Source organism: Flintibacter muris (assembly GCF_943192995.1).
Classification (GTDB): Bacteria; Bacillota; Clostridia; order Oscillospirales; family Oscillospiraceae; genus Lawsonibacter; species Lawsonibacter muris.
The window spans coordinates 19,321-38,731 of the sequence record NZ_CALPCP010000027.1; the positions used below are offsets into that span (position 1 = coordinate 19,321).

Sequence of the window (19,411 nt, forward strand, 5' to 3'; positions counted from 1 at the left end):
GATGAAAAAATGCAGTACGGATATTTTGACGGCCCAACCCGGGAGTATGTCATCACCCGGCCCGACACCCCGGCGCCCTGGGCCAACTACCTGGGGTCCCCGGAGTACGGCGCGCTGATCTCCAACAACGCCGGGGGGTACAGCTTTGTCCGGTCCGGGGCCAACGGGCGGATTTTGCGCTATGTGTTCAACCAGTTCGACCAGCCGGGGCGGTACATATATCTTCGGGACAACGACAGCGGGGACTTCTGGTCGGCCTCCTGGCAGCCGGTGGGCAAATCCTTGGATACATATCAGAGTGAGTGCCGCCACGGGACGGGCTATACCAAAATGCTGGCCGACTACAGCGGCATCCACAGCGAGGCGGCGTACTATGTCCCCCTGGGGGCCTCCCACGAGGTGTGGTTGCTGACGGTAACTAACCGGTCGGACCGGCGGCGGGCGCTGACCCTGACGGGCTACGCCGAGTTCACCAACAACGGCAACTATGAGCAGGACCAGGTGAATTTGCAGTACTCCCAGTTTATTACCCGGACCATCTTCGACAAAAACCGCGTCCGCCAGCAGATCCATGGCAATCTGGACGCCCAGAGCGGCGATGTGGACGCGAAAATTGTAATTGAGCGGTTCTTCGGCCTGGCCGGGGGGGAGGTCTCCTCCTTCTGCGGCGACAAGGCGGAATTTTTGGGCCCCTACCGGGGCTACGGCAACCCCATCGGGGTGGAGCAGGGCGATCTGGGCGGTGCCCTCAACTACAACGGCAACAGCTGCGGGGCGCTGTCCACGGTTGTGGCCCTGGAACCGGGGGAGAGTAAGGTGATTGCTTTCCTGCTGGGAGAGAAGTCCGCCCAGGACAGCGCCGCCCTTCTGGACGCATACCAGGAGCCTCACAAGGTATGCCGGCGGGAGCTGGATATGCTGATCCGCCGCTGGCACGGGCGGCTGTCCCACTTCCAGGTGAAAACCCCATGCCCAGAATTTGACGAGATGATCAACACCTGGAACGCCTACAACAGCTTTATCACCTTCACCTGGTCCCGGGCGGCCTCTTTCTTCTACTGCGGCCTGCGCAACGGCTACGGCTACCGGGACACGGTGCAGGACATTCAGGGCATTATCCACCTGGAGCCGGAGGCGGCAGGAGAAAAGCTGCGGTTCATGCTCTCCGCCCAGGTGGACCACGGGGGCGGCCTGCCGCTGGTGAAGTTTACCCACGACCCCGGCCACGAGGACACCCCCGAGGACGCGTCCTACGTCCGGGAGACCGGCCACCCCGCCTACCGGGCGGACGACGCCCTGTGGCTATTCCCCACGGTGTACAAGTATATCGCCGAGACGGGGAACACTGCCTTCCTGGACGAGGTCATCCCCTACGCCAACCGGGACGAGGGAACCGTGTACGACCACCTGAAGCGGGCGCTGGACTTCTCCCTGAAGCACCTGGGACCCCACGGGATGCCCGCCGGACTTCACGCCGACTGGAACGACTGCCTGCGCCTGGGGGCTAACGGAGAATCCTCCTTTGTGGCCTTCCAGTTCTACTACGCCTTTACCGTCTTGCGGGAGTTTGCCGCCTGTGAGAAGGACAGCGGCTATCTGGCCTGGCTGGAGCGGGAGCAGGGAAAACTCAAAACCTTGCTCAACGACCTGTGCTGGGACGGGGACCGATTTATCCGGGGCTTCACCGAGGCAGGCGAGGTGATTGGAAACCACCGCGCCCCGGAGGCCAACCTGTGGCTCAACCCCCAGAGCTGGGCGGTGATCAGCGGCCTGGCGGACGAAAAACAGGCCGAGCTGGTCATGGACAACGTCTACAACCGGCTGAACACGGAGTACGGCGCCATTTTGATGGACCCGCCCTACCACGCCCACGCCTTCGACGGAGCGCTGGCGGTCATCTACAACGCCGGGGTGAAGGAAAACGCCGGGGTGTTCTCCCAGTCCCAGGGCTGGCTGATTCTGGCGGAGGCCCTGATGGGCCGGGGAGACCGGGCCTTTACATACTTTAAGGAGAATGCCCCCTCCATGCAGAACGACCGGGCGGAAATTCGCAAAATCGAGCCCTACTGCTACGGCCAGTTCACCGAGGGCAAAGCCAGTCCCCACGCCGGGCGGTCCCACGTCCACTGGCTCACCGGGACGGCTTCCACCGTCATGGTGGGGTGCGTGGAGGGCATTCTGGGCATGCGGCCCGACCTGGGGGGCATCAAAATAGCGCCCTCCATCCCGAAGGAGTGGAAGGCGCTGGAGATATGGAAGGATTTCAGGGGGAAGAAGCTGCACATCCAAATCGAGAACCCGGAGGGGAAAGAGACGGGCTGCAAAAAGCTCACGGTAAACGGGGCGGAGCTGCCCGGGAACTATATTCCGGCGGAAGTGCTCACTGAGACGACGGAAATTGTTCTGACTATGTAAGGGCGGGCTCCCGATTGACGTTCCAGTTGTTCAGATAATTCTGCTTCCGGTAGGCCTTGGGGGTCATCCCCGTTTGGGAGCGGAAATGCTGGATGAAGTGGCTCTGGGAGGAGTAGGACAGCATGACGGCGATCTCCACGTAGTCGTAGTCGCTGAACCGGAGGAGATTTTTCGCCATGTCGATCTTCCGCTGGCGGATGTACTCGCTCACCGAAATGCCCGTCTCCTGCTTGAAGATCCGGGACAGGTGGGTGGGGGAGATGCCAATAGCCTCAGCAAGCTCGTTCACCGTGATCCTATCCATGATGTGGACGTAGATGTAGTCGATGGCCTCAGCCACCTGCTTGGAGGAGGCGATGTTTTTCCGCAGCTGCCGCATCCGGCATACGAAGTCCATTGCCATCTGGTCGTGGACATAGACGATCTCCGACATGTTGTTGCAGCAGTCCATCCTTCGGATATACTCGTCGCTGAGACCGAAGGCCTCCTCCAGAGGCATCCCGCCCTCCATGCAGAAGCGGGTGAGCATGGCGGCGGTGACCACAAAGTGGTAGCGCAGGTTGGTCACCGGGTTGTCGGAGAGCTTGCCCACCCCCTCCATGTTCTCAAAGGCCCCCCGGCTGCAATTTTCCTGCACTGCGTCAATGAGGCCCGCCGCCACCGAGCGGTAGAACAAAAATTCCTCCCCCGGCTCCCGGTGGCTGGTGATTTCGCCCTCCTCCTCCAGAAGAACGGGCTGCCAGCTTGGCTGTCTGTCCATAGGGGCACCTCCCTGAAATTTTGGCACAAATATATCATGGATTTGACATTTTTGCAAGGGGTTTCAGCGAATCATGTCATGGATTTGATATTAGTTTGTTCGTTTTTATATACGGTCGATACCTGCCTATCTATAATATTAGCAGTACGACAGCCCCACGGGCTGCACAAAGTGAGTATAGGAGGAGTGGAACATGAGAAAAAAGAGAATCTTAGGCCTGGCGCTGGCATCCGTGACGGTTCTCGGGCTGCTGAGCGGATGCGGAGGGGGCGGCGGCGGCCTGCTCAGCGGTGTGCAGGCCAGCGACGGCGGCAAGGTCCTGAACATCTATGTGTGGAACGAGGAGTTCCAGGGCAAGTTCAACGAGAATTACCCCCAGGTGGAACGGCTCTCGGACGACAAATCCATCGCCTATCTGAAGGACGGCACCGAGGTCCACTGGATTGTCAACCCCACCCAGGACGGCGTCTATCAGCAGAAGCTGGATGAGGCGCTGCTCAAGCAGGGCAGGGTGGCCGCCGACGACCGGATTGACATGTTCCTGGTGGAGGCGGACTACGCCCTGAAATATGTCGACCCGGAGGTCAATGTGGCGCTCCCCATCTCCCAGCTGGGGATTACCGACGCGGACATCGCCAACCAGTACAAGTACACCCTGGAGGCCATGACCGGCTCCGACGGTGAGATCCGGGGATTGAGCTACCAGGCCACCCCCGGCATGCTGGTCTACCGCCGCTCCATCGCCAAGGCCGTCCTGGGCACCGACGACCTGGAGACCGTAGGCGCCGCCGTGGCCGACTGGGATAAGTTTTACGAGACGGCGGAACAGATGAAGGCCGCCGGCTATTACATGTACTCCGGCCGGGCGGACACCGCCCGGGTGTATTCCAACAACGTCTCCGCCCCCTGGGTGAAGAACGACAAGACCGTGGTGGTGGACCCCAACATGATGAACTGGGTGGACCGCTCCATGGAGGACATTGAGAGCGGCATCAGCCACAACGTGCCGGGCCAGTGGAACGACGAGTGGAACAAGGACATGGGCCCCGACTCCAAGGTGTTCTGTTTCTTCCTCCCCGCCTGGGGTCTGGATGTGTGTATCGCTCCCAACGTGAAGGATACCGCCGCCGCCCAGGATTGGGCCGTCTGCCCCAGCCCCCAGAGCTTTTTCTGGGGCGGCACCTGGCTGGTGGCCGCCAACGGCACCGATAACGCCTCCCAGGTCAGGGATATCATGCTGACCATGACCGCCGACCGGGACCTTCTGCGCACCCTGGCCATGAACTATGGCGAGATGAGCAACGACCAGCCTTTGATGGAGGAGCTGGCTCAGTCTCCCGACTTCGGCATCGAGCTGCTGGGCGGACAGAACTACATCGGCGTGCTGTCCGATGTGGCGGCCACAGTGGACCTTTCCAACATCTCCTCCTATGACCAGGGCTGTGTGGAGGAGTTCCAAAACACCTTTGGCGATTACTTCAACGGCGTCATCAGCCTGGACAAGGCCAAGGACAACTTTGAGATGGCCATCACCGAGCGCTACCCCTGGCTGGTGGGCGGCGGCGTGCTTTGGCCGTAAACCGCTGTGAAAGGAGGACTTCTGATGAAAAACGAGAATAGAATCAAAAGCGTCAGCTACGCCAAATGGGGATATATTTTTATCCTCCCCTTCTTTTTAAGCTATGCCATCTTCTCGCTCATCCCGCTGGCGGACACCATCCGCAACAGCTTCTATGAGTACTACGCCTTCGGACTGAAGACCGTGGGCCCCAACTGGACCGGGCTGTCCAACTACACCTCCCTGCTCTCCTCCGACCTGCCCAAGTACGCCTGGAACACCTTTGTCATGTGGATTCTGGGCTTTGTGCCCCAGATTATCGTGGCGCTGGTGCTGGCCTCCTGGTTTACTGACGCCCGGCTGAAAATCCGGGGCAAGCAGTTCTTCAAGGTGGTCATCTACCTGCCCAACCTGATTATGGCCTCCGCCTTCGCCATGCTGTTCTTCGCCCTGTTCTCCAACGCCGGACCTGTCAACAGCATCCTGCTGCGCATGGGTGTGGTGGGAGAGGCCATCCGGTTTATGGAGTCCACCCTGGGGGCCCGCACCCTGGTGGGGCTGATGAACTTCCTCATGTGGTTCGGCAACACCACCATTATGCTGATGGCGGCGATTATGGGCATCAATCCCTCCATCTTTGAGGCGGCGGAGCTGGACGGCTGCACACATATCCAGAAATTTTTCAAGATTACCCTCCCCCAGATCAAGCCACTGCTGACCTACACCCTGATTACCTCCCTCATCGGCGGCCTGCAGATGTTCGACGTGCCCCAGATCCTCACCGGCGGCAAGGGCGCCCCTGACCGCACCACCATGACGCTGATTATGTACCTGAACAAGCACCTCCAGGCCAAAAACTACGGCATCGCCGGCGCGCTGTCCGTCTTCCTGTTTATCATCAGCGCCATTCTCTGCTGGTTCGTCTTTAAGATGAACACCGACTCCGACCCGGACGGCTCCAAGTCCGCAGCCAAGCGCGCCAAGAAAGGGGGCAAAGCGTAATGGAGAACAAAAAATCCAGCGGACGAACCATTCTGGCCCATGTGGTGCTGATTATCCTGGCGTTTCTGTGCCTGTTCTTCTTCTACATCCTGATTGTCAACGCCACCCGCTCCCACGCGCAGCTCCAGCTGGGCTTCTCTGCCCTGCCCGGCTCCAGCCTGCTCACCAACTTCAAAAGCGTCATCAACGACCCGGCTATCCCCATCCTGAAGGGCATCCAGAACAGTTTGATTGTCTCCGGCTGCTGCGCCGCCATCGTGACCTACTTCTCCGCCCTGACGGCCTACGGCATCTACGCCTACGACTTCAAGCTGAAGCGCGCCGCCTTCACCTTCATCATGGCCATCCTGGTCATGCCCACCCAGGTGACGGCCCTGGGCTTCCTGCGGCTGATTACCGGCATGGGGCTGGACGACTCCCTGATTCCCTTGATTATCCCCTCCATCGCCTCCCCCGCCGTGTTCTACTTTATGCACAGCTATATGCAGTCCTCCCTGCCCAAGGAGCTGATTGAGGCGGCCCGGATTGACGGCTCTCAGGAGTTCGGCACCTTCAACCGCATTGTCCTGCCCATTATGAAGCCCGCCATCGCGGTGCAGGCTATCTTCACCTTTGTGGGCTCCTGGAACAACTACTTCATCCCCGCTCTGGTAATTACCTCCAAGAGCAAGCAGACCCTGCCCATCATGATCGCCACCCTCCGGGGCGCGGACTACATGAATTTTGATATGGGCAAAATTTACATGATGATTACCATCGCCATTGTACCGATCATTGTTATTTACCTGCTCCTGTCCAAGTTTATTGTGGAGGGCGTCACTCTGGGCGGCGTCAAGGAATAAATCAGAAAGCGCCGTCGGCCGACGGCGCTTTTTTCAAGGAGGAATTTTTATGGAAAAATGGATTCGCGCCCGTTATCAGCCCAACCTGCCCCTGAACGGGGACCGGCGTGTGACGGCCAGTCCGGAGCACATCGCCCTGTCCCGCCAGGCGGCTCAGGAGGGGGCTGTCCTGCTGAAAAACAACGGGAACCTGCTGCCCCTGGCCCCGGATACCCGGGTGGCCCTGTTCGGCAAGGGCAGCTTCGACTATGTGAAGGGCGGCGGCGGCAGCGGGGATGTGACCGTGGCCTATATCAAAAATCTGTATGATGGCCTGAAAGAAGAGGGCGTATCCCTCTATGAGCCCCTGTCCGATTTTTACCGGGACTACGTGGAGAAGCGGTATGAGGCAGGGGACGTCCCCGGCCTGATGGCCGAGCCGGCGCTGCCCCAGAGTCTGGTGGAGTCCGCAAAAAAGGACGCGGATATAGCTGTGATTGTCCTCAGCCGCTTCTCCGGGGAGGGCTGGGACCGGGAGCCGGTCTTTTATCAGGAGCCGGACTACCCCTGGCCCGATGAGCTGAATATGCCCCGCAAAGCCAAGGCTGTTTTCCCCAGGGGGGACTACTACCTCACGGAAGAGGAGCGGTCCATGGTGGACCAGGTCTGCGCCGCCTTTGACAAGGTGGCTGTGGTGCTCAACGTGGGTGGCGTGGTGGATGTCTCCTGGTTCTGTGAGAACGACCGAATCTCCTCCGCCCTGCTGGCCTATCAGGGGGGCATGGAGGGGGGCGCGGCTGTTGCCGCCCTGCTCACCGGCCGGGACAATCCCTGCGGCAAGCTGCCCGACACCTTTGCCCGGGATTTGTCCGACTACCCCTCCACGGAACACTTCCACGACTCCCCCCACTATGTGGACTACACCGAGGATATCTACGTGGGCTATCGGTATTTTGAGACCATTCCTGGGGCGGCGGAGCGGGTGTGTTATCCCTTCGGCTACGGCCTGTCCTACACCAGCTTCGCCCTGGAGACGGTGCACGCCGGAGGGGCGGACGGCCAGATTCAGGTGTCCGTCCGAGTGACCAACACGGGCAAGCAGGCGGGGAGAGAGGTGGTCCAGCTCTATTACCAGGCCCCCTGGGGACTGCTCCAGAAGCCGAAGCGCTGTCTGGTTGCCTTCCAAAAGACCAAGCTGCTGGAGCCCGGGGAGAGCGAGACGGTAGAGCTGACTTTCGCTGTGTCCGACATGGCCAGCTTCGACGACCTGGGCAAAATCGCCCCCTCCGCCTGGGTGCTGGAGCAGGGGCGGTATCCCCTGTATGTGGGGACCTCTGTGCGGGACGCGGTAGAACTGGACTGGGCCTGGGAGCAGGGGGAGACGGAGGTGATCTGCCAGCTCAGCGCCAGCCTGGCCCCCTCCCACCTGGAAAAGCGCTTGCTGGGAGACGGAAGCTACGAGGCCCTGTCCGCCACTCCGGCGGCGGATACGAACGCCAATCTGTTCCAGCCCCTCACCACCGCTCGGGCGGAGGGGGTAGCCCCCGCCATGCCCGGCCGGGGACGCTGGATGCTGTCCCAGCCCTACGCCCAGGGGGTACAACCCCTGTCCGCAGTGGCGGAGGGCGGGCTGACGCTGGACCAGTTTATGGCCCAGCTCAGCGACAGCGACCTCATTCACCTTTTGGGCGGTCAGCCCAACGTGGGGGTGTCCAATACCTTCGGTCTGGGCAACCTCCCGGAGTACGGCGTGCCTAACCTCACCACCGCCGACGGCCCCGCCGGTCTGCGCATTCAGCCCGAGGTGGGGGTCTGCACCACCGCCTGGCCCTGCGCCACCTTGCTGGCCGCCTCCTGGGACCCGGAGCTGGTTTCCCAAGTGGGAGCCGTAGCCGCGGCGGAGGTGAAGGAGAACAACATCTCGGTCTGGCTGGCACCGGCGGTAAATATCCACCGCAGCCCCCTGTGCGGCAGGAATTTTGAGTACTGGTCGGAAGACCCGCTGCTCACCGGCAAGCTGGCCGGGGCCATGGTCCGGGGCATCCAGTCTAAGAATATTGCCGCCACCGTCAAGCACTTCGCCTGCAATAATAAGGAAACCAACCGGAAATACAGCGACTCCCGCCTGTCCCAGCGGGCCCTGCGGGAGATTTACCTGAAAGCCTTTGAGATTATCGTCCGGGAGGAACAGCCCTGGGCCATTATGAGTTCCTACAATGTCATCAACGGCCAGCGGGCCTCGGAGAGCCGGGAGCTGCTGACCACCATCCTCCGGGAGGAGTGGGGCTACGCCGGTCTGGTGATGTCCGACTGGTGGACCCGGGGGGAGCACTACAAGGAGCTCCTGGCCGGCAACGACCTGAAAATGGCCAACGGCTACCCGGAGCGGGTGGAGGAGGCCATAAAACTGGGGGCGATCAGCCGTGCCGATTTGGAAATCTGCGCCCGGAGAGTGTTGGGGTTGATTTTGAAAATTGATTGACTCCTTTTTGTCTACTGAAGTCCAATTTCCAATTCATTAAAGGTATATAAGGTACCTGAAAATCAGGGGCAGATCATGATCACGATCTGCTCCTGATTTTAGGTCTGCATTTTTGGAATTTCCACATTACGCATAGAAGTTGACACTGTTGGGTATCCCGACGAACATGTAGCAGTAGGTTATACCATCGTGCTGGGTTACTCCCACGCCGATGCAGTCACATCTGGGGTCAATTATTGTTTCGAAATGTCCAGGAGAGTTGATCCAGTTGTTGATGGTGCGTTGAGCGGCATCGGCAGTGCCGGTGAACACGGTGAGATTGGACCCGAAGCCGTAGGGGTAGCCGGCGTCAACAGCGGCCTGACTCTCCTCCGGAGCGTGATGCCAGGTGTAGCGCCGGTTGGAGCAGATCTGGGCGGCATTCATCAGGGCCTCGTTGATCGGCAGCTCTGACACTCCATTGGCCTTGCGGGTCTGGTTGATGAGCCGGATCATCTCCTGCCGTATCTCCAGATTGTCCGTCAGGCCGATGCTGTCCCCGCTGGCGGGTGCTTCCGGCGCGGCAGGGGCGGCGGAGCCGACTGTCAGCGTCATGCTCCCGCGCTCCCCGGCGCTGTTGAAGGCGGTGATCTCTGCGGTCCCCTCTGCCTTGGCGACAGCCACCCAGAAGGTCAGCATCTCCTGCTCCGATCTTTGAAACAGACCCTGAGCGCCTGTCTTTCTGTACAACGATCTTTGTCCACCCTCGATTTCTGCCTACACATGAAGGTAGAAATGGGGTCGAAAATGAGGGGAGAGCAATCTTTGCTACTGCTCGGATCGAGCGAATACTTTCGGCTATTTCGGAGATCCCGAATATCACAATGCGCTCATTGGCTGAAGAATTAGATATTCCAAGGTTCGCAGTAGATCGAATCCTGAAAAATCTCAGGGAGGCTGGTGTCGTCCGTCATGAGGGTTCCAATCGGAAGGGCCGCTGGGTGGTATTATAGTTTGACCACACAACCAGCCACAGACAGACGTGGAACACACGGAAACACCGATTGTGAAGAGTGTCGGAAAGCAAATGCAACGGAGCAGAAATAATTAAAAACGCCTAAAAATATTGCAAAAAATTGTCTTTTGGCGTTGGTAAGGATGGGGTCGGCGGTTCGAATCCGCCCAGCAGCTCCAGAAAGTCCAGTTTTTCCTGCGGGAAAAACTGGATTTTTTTGTATTTCATACTAATGCCGCTTTGATTGCACTATGCAAACTGTATAGTATTTACAATATCCAGCTACAGTGTTAATATAGTAAATAAAAGAGCGCAGATAATCTCATGCCGCGTATATCACAAAATCAGGCTTCACCTGAAAATCACAAGGAGGCAGCAACATGAACAACGATCCCAACACCACGGCCCAGATCCTTTATGAGCCAGGGCAGGAATCGGAGGCCATCCGGCAGAAGATTCAGCGGCTCAAGGAAAAGCTGGATTCCGCCTATCCGGACAAGGTGATTTTCCGCCTGTATCACGACCATAAAAAGTGGGGCGAGGCCGTGACCCAGCTGTACCGCCTGCTGGGCTACCCGAACGGCAAGGCGTTTTTGACCGCCTACGGCTACACGGTGCGGGACGACAAGGGCGGCCACCCGGTCGGGGACCACATGGCCATCATCAACGAGCTGAAAAAACGCTATGTCGGTGGGCCCAATTGCTGCACGTTGAATGAGTTGAAGGCGGCAAATCCAGACCTGGCTCCAAAATTCAAAAACCTGGGCAATCAGGCGTCCGAGCTGTTTGGTATGACCTTGGCGAAATACCTCCAGCAGGAGGGCATCCTTGCCAGCGGTACCCAGAGACAGGAGCTTGCTGCCGCGAAAGCGCAGGAACGGGCCGCCTCCCAAAAGCAGCAGGCCCTGGAGACCGCCCCCGGCGAGCTGGAAAAGCTGCGCCAACGCTATCAGGACGCTCCCTATGACGGTGAAGAACCGATTGTCCGGTTTTGGGCGAAAAACTTTGATATTAACCGGGAAGCCCTGCGGCTGTACGCGGAGGAACAGGGGTTGATGGTGCAGACGCTTTTGCAGCGGGAGGGCATCATCGAGTCCCAGCAGCAGGTTCTGGCGCGGAAGGAGCGGCAGCTCAACGATATGGTGGCGGTCCTGCAAAGCCGTTATCCGGAGGGTTCTGTCCTGCCGGAGAGCGCGGCGCAGCTCAAGCGGGAAAACAGCGACCTGGAGCTGGCCGAGCTGGACAATTGGATCATGAGCGTACATAAAAAAAGGGCGAATGACTATCTGCTCAGCCGGGGACTGCTGATGGACCTGGACAGCGGGTCGCTGTCGGAACGGATGGCGAAGATGTCGGCCATTCTGCAAAAGCGGTATGCCTCCGCCGGCGTGAAACCGTCCACCATCTGCGCGGTCCGGCGGGACAGCCCGGACCTGCCCTTCAAAGACTTCTGGCAGTGGACCCGGGACGGTCAGGGGAAAGGCTCCACCGAATATTTGTTGGAGCTGGGCGTGCTGGACATGGCCCCAGACAAGCTCTGGGAATACGAGTGCTTCCGGTATTGGACCCGCGCCGCCGACGACAATTTCAACTATCCGGACGAGCTCCCCTGTGAGGGAAAGCGGGTTTTCGTCACCGGGCGGCACGCCGCCCCGGAGGAGCGGGAGCAGATGGCCCGGCGCATCCAGGCCCTGGGGGGCCGCGTGGGAGGAGAGACGCTGACGGAGCTGGACTGGATCGTTGGCGTCCACCCCGGCAAGGAGCCCTGGGCCCGCAGGCTGGAGCTGGGGGAGCGCCAGCTCTGGGTGATCAATTCCGCCATGGCGGATCTGCTGCTGAACAAAGAAGGAGGCAAAGACAATGGCTAATATATCCAGTGCAAGCGGGACCTTGACCCTGGTGGGATATTGGAGCGACAGGGCTGTGGAGCTGTTCCAGCCGGTTCTGAAAAGCTGGGAGTTTTACGGCGCATACGGGATGAGCGCATATGGGATGCCCACGTCCAACCGACCCAGCGTGAGTTTTACAGGAAGCGGCCGCTGGTCCTTCGCCGGAACCCTGAGAAGCTTCGACGACTGGACCCGGGACTGGGTCGAAAAGGAGGACGGGCTTACCCAGGAGCAGTATGACGCCCTCCTCCAGGTCATGAATGAGAACGACCTGTCCATCCGGGTGGAGTTCAACGACAAGGGTGAAGAGGGTTATGATCTGGACGAGGTGGGCGTGTTTACCAGCGACGGCGAGAGCCTGAACTATGAGACCCTGTCCTGCCAGGAGGCCGAGCACGGCTGGACGGAGCTGAGCCGCAGCTATTTTGACGGGGCCGTCCTCTATTTTCAGCGTCTCGCCCCTGACGCAGACCCGGGACGAATCAAAAAGTGGGTCAAGGTCAACATTGGGCCGTCTTACCTGTTCTACGGAGGGACGGCCTACCTGGGAGATCTCTACGCGGAAAACGCTGAGGGCACCTTCGACGAGGAGCGCTTCCAGGATTTCTGCGCCACCTTCTCGCCCAAAGGCGAAGCGTGGGACGCTGTTGTGGAGGAGTGCGAACAAGAGTTTGGCTGGCACATCGCCCCGGAAACTCATCCGGCGGAGCCGGAGGTCCCCTTCTGGGTGGAGCACGAGGACGAACTGGAGGTAAAACTGGAAGAGGGAACGGTGACCTATACCGTTGGGTACGGGGGCGGCCTGTCAGTTGCCTTCACCAACATTGCGGAGCACGAGGAGCTGCGCCGCCGGTACGGCTGGCGGGACGAGTTTCCCTGGGACGTACCTACCTGGAAGGATGTGAAGCAGGCGGCGGTGGGCCGGGACTATGTGATCCGGCTCAAAACGGACGGCACCGCCATTTCCGCATGGAACGAGGGATATTTTAACAAATTTGATGCGTTTACCATTTTTACAGACGGAAACTCGCCCATCGTGGATGTGGCCGCCGGCGGAAAAGGCATACTGGTGCTGAGGGAAAACGGTACCGTGAGCAATGACGAGTACGGCTATATCAGCGACGAGTTCGAGGACTGGACGGACATCACCGCCATCTCCATGGGGGCCGGCCACTATGTCGGCCTGAAGGCGGACGGCACGGTGAAAGCCGCCGGAGAAAACCGGGACGGACAGTGTGACACCGCTGGCTGGACGGGCATCGCCGCCGTCGCCGCCGGAGGGAACCGGACCTTCGGCCTGCGCGGGGACGGCACCGTAATCATCGCGGGCGCAAAGGGCTGTGAGGCAACGGCCCAATGGACAGACGTGGCCGCGCTGGACGCGGGGGAAGAGTTCCTTGCGGGCCTGACCCGGGACGGCAGGGTGCTGCTGGCGGGCGAGCTGTCTCAGGGCATGGAGGAGGCTTTGAGCTGGACGGGCGTCACCGCCATCGCCGCCGGGGACTGGCACATCCTGGGGTTGAAGGCGGACGGCACAGTGCTGGCCGCGGGCCTGGACAACAAGGGCCAATGCCAGGTGGCGGACTGGACGGGGGTAGTCTCCATCGCCGCCGGGAACGCCGTCAGCATCGGCATCAAGGCGGACGGCACTGCGTTCTGCGCCGGTGCGCGATTCGTCCGGGAGGAGCAGGATCTGTCGGTAGGGCTGAACGTCAAGAGCAAAGTGGTCCATAACGGCTCCGCCGGGAAGCTGGAGCCTGACATGATCCTGGCCACGGTGGACCACGCCGGAGAGGTGCGTACTTTCTCCAGCAATGAACTGGAGGATCCCGACGGTACAGACACCACCATCCGGGGAATGGTTTTCCGCCTTGATCCCGAGGGAACATGGCGGCGGGTGGCCAACAGCTTCGACCCGGCGGATTATGGGCAGCTTTTGGAAAAGGTGGCTCGGCTGGAGGAACAGTTCGGCGGGCAGTTTAAGTTTGATGAGATTTTTGCCGCGCCGGACGAGGACGACGACAGCGAGGATGACGACAACGGGGACGATGAATCGGCGGACTACGGGAACTTTCTCAAAGGAGCCATGGAGCTGCTGCTGGGCATGGAGCTACGCATGGAGACAACAGAACTGGAAAGCAGTGAGCTGCCCCACTTCCTGGACGGGGAAGGCAACGAGTATTTCTTCGGCTTTGCAATATTTACTGTGAAGATCAACCTCTCGCTGGGGGACGCTCATACCGAAACAGGCGATACGGTAGAGCTTACCGAGGAGCAGCAGGGCCAGGTGCTGGGCTTTCTCATGGACGCGCTCCAGAACGATGAAAGCCCGGACTGGACTGAGGAGGACGAGGCATGGTATCAGGCGTGGAGTTCCGAAAAGGATACCGGATATGACGGCGGTCAAGAAAGCCGGGAATACGAGCTGGGACCGGTGTGCATCCCCCTTGACAGCGGCGAGCCTGTCACGGTAAGAGGTTCCCGCTTTGTCCTGGCCGGCCAGTTTAGCCTCTGCGGCGGCGACAAGGCGAAGATCACCCACATGATCGAATGTATGAAAGGCCGCTGCACAGACAGGGTCACCAAAGCGACAGACTACGTTGTCCTGGGCCGTGAAGGCGGTCTGAACTGGTCCGACTGGGAGAACTATGTCAAGGCCAGGGAGCAGACGGAGCAGGGCGGCGGACTGCGCCTGATCGGGGAGGAGGAGCTGACGTCCGCCCTGGGGACCTGCCAGGAAGAGCCCTAGGTCAACGGGTGGGAAGACTCCGTAGATCTGACCACCGTGGAGCTGTCCGCCCTGGACTTCCAGGGCAGACGGTTCGTCAGTTACAGGCCAAAGGTTCTTCTATTCAGGGCATCAGTGAGGAAACGCTGTATCAGTTCCTCTGATCCCACATGGAGCGCGGCAAACCGCCGCGCTCCATCCCAAAATCAAGGGAGGTTTGGTTATGAAACCGTATGACAAGACAGAGGCCCTGCGCCGGGAGCTTTTAGACGAGGCCTGTGCCGGGGCCTTCGCCGGTTTTGGGGCCATGCTTCTGGACGCGGACGAAATTCGGAACGCGGACGCGGAGGAGCTGGAGGAAATCGCCCGGCGGTATGGTAAGTATTAAACAAAATATCGTACAGTCTCAACATTTTTTAAAGGTGGTTTTTTATTATGGCAACAGAGGCATTTTTTGATGTTCGGTTTCAGGGACCAGTAAAAATTCTGCGGAAGATGCCTGAGTTCATTGAAAGTATAGAGCTTGAGATGCCGTTTCAATTCGATTCCTATGGATTCGGCGGAACTGACTCGCTGAAAGGGCTGAAAGACAATCAGATTGCAACTTTAAATGGAACGTGCGGTGAAGTCTATACCTATTGTGATGCGGAAGATGTAAAGGTACAATTTAGAAAGCTTTGTAAGGCATAGCCGGAATTTGCCCAGCTGGAGGTTTATTTGAGCGTGGATGTGACACGATTTGGACTTGAGCACAGAGAGTTTGGACGGGTGTGGCCTGATGAAGATTGGAACGAATTCGCTGGCAGCTACAACATCCCCTATCAGGTCAGCGGTATGGTGGATATCCATGGAAAGGAATATCAGGTTAATGTAGACAAAATAGTGGGATTTCCTTCTGATTTCGAAATCGTGCGGGAAGATATGGATATGGGCTTGACCGTAAGCGGTGGACGTGTTTTGTTGCAGCTTAGCCCCGATGAGGAGTGGCACTGCCTGTCCACAGAGATCAGTGAGGAAGATGTGGAGAATCAGGGCAGCATCGAGGAATATTTCGATTCACTTTGGGATTTTTGGCTGTTTGGCGATGGTGACTGCCCCTGGTATGAGCTTTGTCCTTCTGATATTCTGCTGAAGATTTTGTGCGCCGCCCTGCCTGACCGAACATTGTCTGTGCGGGAATGCGAAAGTGTCCCCCATTTTTTGGATACGGATGGGAATGAGTATTTCTTTGGTAAAATGGTTTCTTTTGATTGCGAATTCTCCTGGGAAGAGGATAGTAATGTTCATCTCACAGCTAATGAGTGGAAAAAACTCGTTTTCTCAGTCCAAGATGGAGCAATTTATGCCGAGCAAGTCACGGAGCTTACAGTTCAAGGCAGCGCTTTCGTCCTCTCAGGAACTTTTGTCCACTACAACGACGACAGGGACAAGATAAAAGCCTTGATCGTGGCTAAGGGTGGACGCTGTACCGCTTCAGTCAGCGGAAAAACCAATTACCTGGTTTTGGGCAGCCAGGGCAGCTTCGGCGAGAAGAAGGTAGAGCAGGCCCAGGCTCTCCAGGAAAATGGGAAAGATATCAAGATCATCACGGAGGAAACGCTGTTCAAATTCCTGAAATGACTACATAACAGGCGGTGAGTACATTGGCAATGACAGAAGAACAGGTCCTGGAGCGGCTGAAAGCGGTGTTTCCGGACGGAGTGATCTACAACGAGGAATATCTGAAAAAGCTGGGCATCCCGCTGACCCGGGAGATACACCGGCTTTTCCGGGCCGCGGGACAGACCCGGCTCCAATGGCTGGCCGCCCACGGCTATACCTGGAAAGAAACCGGCTATATCGAGCCGGATATGCTGGTCCGGGACATAGAGCTTCCCAATCCGCCCCAGGACGCCTTCGCTCTGGCCGACTGGGTATTCAAAAAATACCCCCTGGCCGGGGAGTACGTCCTCACCGATGGGGAGGCCGATTTGCTGTACCAGTCAGCCAGACAGACGGTGCAGAAGGTGCTGAACAATGATACCCGCATCTCGGTTCGGGAAAACGCGGTGCTGGTGCTGGAGACCATCGACCTGCTGAAATGCTGGTCCAACGATCTGGCTGAGGACGGGGAGGAATCCGTTTCCTTTTGGGATTATATCTTTATGCAGTACGGCTTCCAGGCCGGACGCTCCGACGCGGCCCGGGACCGGCTGTATGCCCATTTCCGCAAGGCCGTCCGGGACACGCTGGGCCGCTATAAACGATTCTTCGCCCCGGCGGAAAAGACCCAGCGCTACTACACCACCCTCCTCCTCCACGCCCTGGCCCCCCGGCGGAGCATCGAGGGGCTGTTCAATATCCTGTTTGATTTCTACGTGGAAAATCTGGATTTTCAATACGTCCCGGAGGACACCAGTTACAAGCAGTTCACCAAGGGGATGCGGGCCCGCTGGAACAGCGGCGTGGCGGTCCAGGACGACCTGCGGCTGCGGTCGGACGCGGTGTTTTCCGGTCTCCAGGCCCTGTTCAACCAGCGGCCCGGCTATATGGCCGTGCTGTGCGACAGCCTGGTAGAGAAGATGGACGCGCTGCTCCGGGGGGAGGAGCACAGACTGGACCCCATCCGAAACGGCTGGGACCTCTTGCTGGTCCAGTGGTACCGGAAAAAGAGCAGCGCCGAGCGCAGCCGGGTCCAGGGGGAGCGTCGGGAAAAGAAGGCGGAATTTGTGGCTACCACGGCGGAGCGCATTTTTGTCCGCTATGCCCTGGAGGACGGTCTGGTGGGACTGCGGGTCCCCTGCATCCGCCTCCAGGAGGTGGGGGGACGGCGTCCCCTTTTCCGTGTGCTGCAAAATGAGGCCGTGATCTGGCAGGGAGAGCTTCAGGTCACCGGCAATGACCTGTGCCTGACCACCAAGAGCCGCTTTCTCTCTCTGCGGGAGACCGGTTTCGACTTCAGCGTCCCGCCCCGTCTCCAGGTGGAGATCCTATACATGGGCAAGCCTCTCTACAGCTCTGATTGGAAGCTGGAGCGGGACTATCTGCTTTTTGACACCTCTGGCAGTGACCGGACCGTCAAAGCCGGACGGGCTTACTTATTCACAGGAGATGGGGCTGATGTGGAGTTTTCCCAGGAGGAGGGCGTCCTTCAGCTGCCCCATCCCGGCCAGCTCTACCGGCTGGATCTGGGGGAGGCTTCCTCTGTGGCGGTGGACGGACGGGAGATCTTTGTCGGGCCTGATGCTTCCACCCAGTTCCGCCGGCACACGATTCCCGGCCCGGTCAAAAACCTCCGCGGTCTGGATGGCAGTGGAACGCTGGACATATTCCCTGGTGCCTTCACCCTGTCCTTGGTCCTGCCCCGGGAGGAGAATCCCCTGCTCTATCAGCTGTCGCTGGATGGCGGGCGCCATCATCTGAAAGAGCTTCAGGGGGATGATGGAGCGCTGACCATTCCGTGTGCCCCCAAAGACAGCGCAGTCCACAGCGTCCGGCTGGTGGATATCCGGTCCGGACTGGTCCGGTATGAGTACCGCTACGCCGTCCTGCCCAACTGTGCCTGCCGGCTGGACAAGACCCTCTACCGGTCCGGGGTAGACGAGGCGGGAGCCGGCTTCTCCTGGGCAGGCCGGGAGGTCGAGCTGACCCTCCCCATCCCCGAGGGGGAGAACACCGTCAGCTTTGACCTGCCGGAGCTGGACTTTACCCTGGAGTTGGACGTTCCCGCCCTCCACTGCACTCTGCTGGGGAAAAACGCTTTCCAGGCCCCGGAGGCCCTGTGGCACAAGGACATCCCCGCCGAAGAGTTTACGGCGGTCCGGCCCCCGGAGGGCTGGAGCTGCCGGTTGATGCTGGGGACCTGGGAGATCCCCGCCCCCGACGGCGTCCACTGTGAGCTGGGCAACGAGCTGCGGGCGGGCCGGGATCTCCGGGAGACGGAGCCCCTGGGGCTGGTGCTGTCCAAGGGGGCAGAGCGGGTTCGGATCAAGCTGACCAATATCGTTTTTGTGCCCCGGTTCCTCCAGCCGCCGCTGGAGTTGGAGGAGGACCGCCTTTTGTGGCGGGGGGAGGGCACTTTCCTGGGCACCGCCGGGGGACGGTTCACCCTGGAGCTGGACCTGCCCGGCGGGACGCGGGCCTTCCAGACCGCCGCCGGGGAGGACAAGGCGCTGGAGGAGCCCTTCTCCTGCCCCGACGGGCGGTACGCCTACCGGGTGATCCAAAAGAGCGGGAGCGTTTTTGCCCCCGGCTCGGCGGTGGTGCTCTATCGGGGCGATTTACTGGTTGGGGAGGCCGATTCCTTCCGTTTCCAGAACCAGGAGATCTATGTGCAGAACGCCCTGTGCTGGGACTTCGGCCAGGAGGCGCTGAAGCAGGTGAAAATGCGGGACGGCTGCGGCATCCTGTGCGGTTTGACCTATGTGGGAACTGGCGCTCCTCCCTGGGAGAAAGTCCCCATGCCCCACTACACCGCCGCCCTCCATTTTGAGGATGCCCGGGGGCGGCGGCACTCCTTCAACGGCAATCCCAATTCCAAGGGATATGAGTTGGTCAACCCGGTCCACGTCTGGCTGGTCAACGACCGTCTGCTTATCCTGCAATGTCACGATGCGGACGGCGGCGGCGTGGACATCGACACCCGATACAACACCATTATCAACCGGAGCCTGGACAGGGCCGCCCAGCGGTTTTTGGATACGCCGGATTACTTTGAATATACTGCGGCAGAGGCTATGGAAAGGGGCTTGCCGTGATCCTATGCAACGGGCATATGGTTTTG

15 protein-coding genes are annotated in these 19,411 nt (G+C 59.5%); 12 read left to right on the top strand and 3 right to left on the bottom strand.

The features are described from left to right. The first annotated feature begins 9 nt into the window (after positions 1-9). Entirely contained in the window at positions 10-2,415 is a 2,406-nt protein-coding gene (locus NFS22_RS16740; protein WP_251318849.1) for a glycoside hydrolase family 94 protein, read from the top strand. Here the strand turns inward: NFS22_RS16740 and NFS22_RS16745 are convergent. Further along, positions 2,408-3,175, bottom strand: coding sequence for a helix-turn-helix transcriptional regulator (locus NFS22_RS16745; protein ID WP_251318850.1), 768 nt, complete (start codon positions 3,173-3,175; stop codon positions 2,408-2,410). The two genes, NFS22_RS16740 and NFS22_RS16745, sit on opposite strands and share 8 nt — an antisense overlap. A gap of 193 nt (positions 3,176-3,368) precedes the next feature. On the opposite strand from NFS22_RS16745, the gene NFS22_RS16750 reads away from it, so the two are divergent. The 4 genes from NFS22_RS16750 to NFS22_RS16765 are packed head-to-tail and all read left to right on the top strand — an operon-like array spanning position 3,369 to position 9,038. Then, entirely contained in the window at positions 3,369-4,754 is a 1,386-nt protein-coding gene (locus NFS22_RS16750; protein ID WP_251318851.1) for an extracellular solute-binding protein, read from the top strand. A gap of 24 nt (positions 4,755-4,778) precedes the next feature. Then, a complete protein-coding gene (locus tag NFS22_RS16755; protein WP_251318852.1) occupies positions 4,779-5,735 on the top strand; it encodes a carbohydrate ABC transporter permease in 957 nt (318 codons plus the stop codon). Then, positions 5,735-6,577: a carbohydrate ABC transporter permease gene (locus NFS22_RS16760; RefSeq protein WP_251318853.1), complete on the top strand. Its 843-nt coding sequence runs from the start codon at positions 5,735-5,737 to the stop codon at positions 6,575-6,577. The genes NFS22_RS16755 and NFS22_RS16760 overlap by 1 nt, the downstream gene beginning before the upstream one ends. Positions 6,578-6,626: 49 nt before the next feature. After that, positions 6,627-9,038, top strand: coding sequence for a glycoside hydrolase family 3 protein (locus tag NFS22_RS16765; protein WP_251318854.1), 2,412 nt, complete (start codon positions 6,627-6,629; stop codon positions 9,036-9,038). A gap of 126 nt (positions 9,039-9,164) precedes the next feature. Here NFS22_RS16765 and NFS22_RS16770 read toward each other — a convergent pair whose 3' ends face one another. Continuing rightward, entirely contained in the window at positions 9,165-9,716 is a 552-nt protein-coding gene (locus tag NFS22_RS16770) for a CAP domain-containing protein (protein WP_251318864.1), read from the bottom strand. 149 nt (positions 9,717-9,865) lie between these two features. Here NFS22_RS16770 and NFS22_RS24135 point away from each other — a divergent pair, with 149 nt between their 5' ends. Beyond that, complete coding sequence (locus tag NFS22_RS24135; RefSeq protein ID WP_420908884.1) at positions 9,866-10,030, top strand: MarR family transcriptional regulator; 165 nt, start codon at positions 9,866-9,868, stop codon at positions 10,028-10,030. A gap of 104 nt (positions 10,031-10,134) precedes the next feature. On the opposite strand, the gene NFS22_RS23775 is transcribed toward NFS22_RS24135, so the two are convergent. After that, positions 10,135-10,260, bottom strand: coding sequence for a hypothetical protein (locus NFS22_RS23775; protein WP_277614839.1), 126 nt, complete (start codon positions 10,258-10,260; stop codon positions 10,135-10,137). A 152-nt stretch (positions 10,261-10,412) separates the two neighbouring features. Here NFS22_RS23775 and NFS22_RS16775 point away from each other — a divergent pair, with 152 nt between their 5' ends. The 6 genes from NFS22_RS16775 to NFS22_RS16800 all read left to right on the top strand — a co-directional run bounded on the left by NFS22_RS16775 (position 10,413) and on the right by NFS22_RS16800 (position 19,385). Beyond that, a complete protein-coding gene (locus tag NFS22_RS16775; protein WP_251318855.1) occupies positions 10,413-11,900 on the top strand; it encodes a hypothetical protein in 1,488 nt (495 codons plus the stop codon). Next, a complete protein-coding gene (locus tag NFS22_RS16780) occupies positions 11,893-14,670 on the top strand; it encodes a hypothetical protein (RefSeq protein ID WP_251318856.1) in 2,778 nt (925 codons plus the stop codon). Before NFS22_RS16775 ends, NFS22_RS16780 begins: the two co-directional genes overlap by 8 nt. A gap of 202 nt (positions 14,671-14,872) precedes the next feature. Next, positions 14,873-15,037: a hypothetical protein gene (locus NFS22_RS16785; protein ID WP_251318857.1), complete on the top strand. Its 165-nt coding sequence runs from the start codon at positions 14,873-14,875 to the stop codon at positions 15,035-15,037. A gap of 47 nt (positions 15,038-15,084) precedes the next feature. Beyond that, positions 15,085-15,339 (top strand): hypothetical protein, encoded by a 255-nt coding sequence (locus NFS22_RS16790; RefSeq protein WP_251318858.1) that lies wholly within the window; start codon positions 15,085-15,087, stop codon positions 15,337-15,339. Positions 15,340-15,372: 33 nt separating this feature from the next. After that, positions 15,373-16,269: a BRCT domain-containing protein gene (locus tag NFS22_RS16795; protein WP_251318865.1), complete on the top strand. Its 897-nt coding sequence runs from the start codon at positions 15,373-15,375 to the stop codon at positions 16,267-16,269. Between the two features lie 23 nt (positions 16,270-16,292). Then, on the top strand, positions 16,293-19,385 hold the full coding sequence (locus tag NFS22_RS16800; RefSeq protein ID WP_251318859.1) for a hypothetical protein: 3,093 nt from the start codon (positions 16,293-16,295) through the stop codon (positions 19,383-19,385). Positions 19,386-19,411 lie beyond the last annotated feature (26 nt).